This window comes from Micromonospora sp. NPDC005163 (genome assembly GCF_053599835.1).
In genome coordinates this window covers 1-3,559 of record NZ_JBSFYP010000146.1, presented here as the reverse complement: position 1 = coordinate 3,559, position 3,559 = coordinate 1, and the positions used below count along the sequence as shown (strand labels likewise).

At 66.9% G+C, this 3,559-nt stretch carries 6 protein-coding genes and 1 pseudogene; 3 read left to right on the top strand and 4 right to left on the bottom strand.

The genetic code is table 11. The features are described from left to right. Positions 1-13: 13 nt before the first annotated feature. Together ACWD6N_RS37540 and ACWD6N_RS37535 are read right to left on the bottom strand one after the other, a co-directional pair. Positions 14-592 (bottom strand): transposase family protein, encoded by a 579-nt coding sequence (locus ACWD6N_RS37540; protein ID WP_354968824.1) that lies wholly within the window; start codon positions 590-592, stop codon positions 14-16. A 74-nt stretch (positions 593-666) separates the two neighbouring features. Then, positions 667-1,248 (bottom strand): hypothetical protein, encoded by a 582-nt coding sequence (locus ACWD6N_RS37535; RefSeq protein WP_387330978.1) that lies wholly within the window; start codon positions 1,246-1,248, stop codon positions 667-669. A gap of 150 nt (positions 1,249-1,398) precedes the next feature. On the opposite strand from ACWD6N_RS37535, the gene ACWD6N_RS37530 reads away from it, so the two are divergent. Further along, entirely contained in the window at positions 1,399-1,914 is a 516-nt protein-coding gene (locus tag ACWD6N_RS37530; RefSeq protein ID WP_354968822.1) for a transposase, read from the top strand. On the opposite strand, the gene ACWD6N_RS37525 is transcribed toward ACWD6N_RS37530, so the two are convergent. Both ACWD6N_RS37525 and ACWD6N_RS37520 read right to left on the bottom strand, forming a co-directional pair. Next, entirely contained in the window at positions 1,886-2,095 is a 210-nt protein-coding gene (locus ACWD6N_RS37525; protein ID WP_354968821.1) for a transposase, read from the bottom strand. The genes ACWD6N_RS37530 and ACWD6N_RS37525 overlap by 29 nt on opposite strands. Before the next feature lie 63 nt (positions 2,096-2,158). Further along, positions 2,159-2,515, bottom strand: a complete 357-nt coding sequence (locus ACWD6N_RS37520) for a hypothetical protein (RefSeq protein ID WP_354968825.1) — start codon at positions 2,513-2,515, stop codon at positions 2,159-2,161. Here ACWD6N_RS37520 and ACWD6N_RS37515 point away from each other — a divergent pair. After that, a pseudogene (locus ACWD6N_RS37515) lies at positions 2,485-2,775 on the top strand (transposase family protein); the annotation flags it as partial. The gene ACWD6N_RS37520 and the pseudogene ACWD6N_RS37515 overlap by 31 nt on opposite strands. A 286-nt stretch (positions 2,776-3,061) precedes the next feature. Beyond that, positions 3,062-3,559: ISAs1 family transposase (locus tag ACWD6N_RS37510; RefSeq protein ID WP_450006721.1), on the top strand; the 498-nt coding region annotated here is incomplete at its 3' end.

Genomic DNA, 3,559 nt, shown 5'->3' with positions numbered 1-3,559 from the left:
ACGCTCACGCAGCTCATCGTTGTACTTCTTCGGTGCGGGCATCGCTGGTGTTCCTCCCAGGTTTCGATGTCTCCATCAAACCCGGTGCGGGACAGATGGCCCCGGTCCACAGCAGTCGGTCCTGGCCATCGCTGATGACGGTGGTCTTTTTGGTGTTCTGTTTCTTCTTGCCTGAGACGAATGCCCGACGACCTGGCCGGCCTGCGTTGGGGCGGCGGACCTGGACCTCGGTACCGTCGAAGCGGAGCTTGACGCCCTCTGCCTCGGCATAAGCGAAGACATCCGCCAGGGTGCGCAGCCGCAGCTCGGGACGACCGGGAACAGCGAACCTCCGCGCGGCGATCAGAGGTCGAATCTCATGGACGGCCCGGGTGATCGTGGAGCGGTCCACCTTGTAGAACAGGGCCACGGCCGCGTGTGGGAGCTGGAAACGCAGGATGACCAGGGTGGCAATCACCCGATCGGTAAACACCAGCTCGTGGTCTGGCCCCGCACCGGGCGCCCGCAGCCGGTCACGACCACAGCGCTCACGCAGCCGGCTCTCCTGCTGCGCCGGCCAGGCACCAGCCAGCTCCTCAATGAGCCTGCCCAACCGGCGACGCGGCAGGCCAGTACAGATCCGGTGCGACAACACCCCACGAGCCGACCCCGATGACATAACCATGATCATCCATCGCCACCGCCCGGCCATTCGCCCGCCGAGTCGCCGGCCGTCGTTCCCGGCATGGCAAGGGCGGCGATGAAGGGCTCGCGAACGCTCGGGTCGCAGTGGGCCTCCTCCAAAGCACGTTTGTCCGCGTCGGGATCGAAACCAGCCGCATAGTCGGTTCCTCGCCCACACGCCACCGGCATCGAGCCGGCTCCGTCCCAGCCTGGGCCGGACGGAAACGTGACGTCGATGACGACGCGGTCCCCGTTCAGCTCGATGGTCAGGTACCGGTGCACGTCCCACAAGCCTTCCGGGGGCACCGCGGCGGCCGCGATCGGGCCGAATCTGCGGGCAGCGTCTTCGGGCGTGCATCGATAGACGCGATGGACCAGCTGCGGTTCCGTATGCGGCCAGTGTTCGGCCAGGACGGCCGCCAACAGCGCGTGCTTCGTCGAGCAGGTGCCCCGCCACTCGGCGAGCGCCCCTTGAGCGCTCCGCTCCACCGGACGCCCGTATGGCATCGAGCGCACCGCTTCCACGACTTCCGCAACAGAGGCGTCCTCCGAGAGGCCCGCCCGCGCTACCAGCGATTTCCACATGGGGCCATTGTCGACCCACCACCAAATCGCAACGCAGCCAACCCAAGCAAGCCGCTCACTCGAGGGTGCAGGGCCTGTCAGAAACTTTGTGGTTGATCTTGGTGTGGTCCGTTAGGTCGGGTAGGAAGCCCGGCCAGAGGGGATCACGTCATGTCTACGAATCATGGTGCTGAGCAGCCGGAAGGCGAGCGGGGTTCGTCTGTGGACTCGGTGGCGGAGCAGCGGATCGCTGAGCAGTTGCTGGAGCAGGCGCGGGTCGACGGGGTGAGGCTGGTTGGGCCGGGCGGGTTGCTGGCCGGTGTGACTCGTCGGATCCTGGAGACGGCGCTGGAAGCGGAGATGTCGGAGCATCTGGGCTACGACAAGGGCGACCCGGCGGGTCGCGGTGCCCGTAACGCCCGCAATGGCCATTCAGTAAAGACGGTCCACACGGATCTGGGGCCGGTCGGGTTGAAGATCCCGCGTGACCGTCAGGGTGAGTTCGAGCCGCAGGTCATCCGGAAGCATTCGCGGCGGGTCGCCGGGTTCAACGAGATGATCCTGTCGTTGTATGTCAAGGGTTTGACCACCGGAGAAATCCAGTCGCATCTGGCCGAGGTCTACGGCGCCGACGTGTCCCGGGAGTTGATTAGCAAGGTCACCGATGCGGTTGTCGAGGATCGCTGACGTTCAGGGCGGGCTCATCGCCCGCGTGTTCACACCGGTACGCGGCCACCCAGTTGCCGAGCGTGCCGTCTCCGATACCGAGTTCACGAGCGACCGCGGAGATCGGCCGCGACCCCTCGATCACCATCTTCACTGCTTCTTCCCGGAACTGCGGGGAGAAATTCCTCTTCGCGCGTGGCACCTGTTTTCCTCTCTAGATCAACCAATTCTACTTGGTTGGCCTGTCCGGAAAACCCATGGCAGCTCAGTTGGCGTTGACGACATCCTCGCCGACTCCGATCGCTGGTGCGAGCATGCGCGCGGCCGCTGCGTCGCGGGTCGGGGAGAGCGTGTAGACGAAGCAGCCGAGATAGCCGAGACGACGGCATTCGGCTGCGAGTCGACGTAGGTCGGGCCGCATCGAGAGCAGGGTCGGCAGCGTTCTGACCAGGGCCCCGGCAAAGTCGTGAGGGGTGTCCGGCTTGAGGCGGTTGGTGTAGACGCGCCCTGGGTGTGGGTAGCGGGGCGGGCATGGCCGTTCCAGAAGATCATCAAGGTTCTCGAGGCCTGTTGATCTATCTGAAGTGAGCCATGCCCGCGTTGCCATCATCGCTGATCTCATCGTTGTCGACCGCACCGCCCGGGTCATCTGCCGTGGAGTCGGCTGCCGGCCTGCTCGCCGCGTTGGGTTCCCTGCCCGATCCCCGTGCCCGACGCGGAGTCCGGCACGCTCTCGTAACCGTCGTCGCAGCGGCGGTGTGCGCGGTCGTCGCCGGTTACCGCTCATACGCGGCGATCGGTGAGTGGGTCGCAGACCTACCTGCTGATACCGCGGCCGTGCTCGGTATCGACACGGACCGGCGGCCGTCTGAGGCCATGATCCGCAGGCTGCTGCAGGCCCTGGACCCTGACCGGCTGGCCATGGTGATCGGCGCCTGGCTCGCCGCGCAGCTCCCCGCGCCGGCGGCGGGAACACGCCGGGCGATCGCCGTGGATGGCAAGACGCTACGCGGCTCCCGGACCAGCGACAGTGTTGCCCGGCACGTCCTCGCCGCCGCCGACCAGGCCACCGGTGTCGTGCTGGCCAGCACCGACGTCGACGGCAAGACCAACGAGATCACCCGCTTCGCCCCTGCTCGACCAGCTCGGCGACCTCGGCGAGGTCGTGGTGACCGCCGACGCGCTGCACTGTCAACGCGACCACGTCGCCTACCTCGCCGAACGCGGCGCCCACTGGATCCTCACCGTGAAGGGCAACCAGCCCCGCCTGCGCGCCCAACTGGCCGCCCTACCCTGGCGGGCCGTCGCCGACGCAGACCGCGGCACCTACCGCGGCCACGGCCGCCGGGAAATCCGCACCCTGAAAATCCTGTCCGTCTCCACCGGGATCGACTTCCCGAATGCCACCCAAGCCATCCAGATCCGACGCCGCCGACGCCGGCTCGACCAGCCGAAACGGTTCACCACCGCGACCGTCTACGCGATCACCGACCTGCTCGTCCACCAAGCCAAACCGGCGCAACTCGCCGCCTGGATCCGTGGTCACTGGTCGATCGAGAACAAGGTCCACTGTGAGTCGGCCTGGGGCGCGGTGCCGGGATTACTCCCGGTCCGTTTCCCCAGGCCGCTCTCCGAACCCGGCGTGCCTGTCTCCAGGCACCGGGCT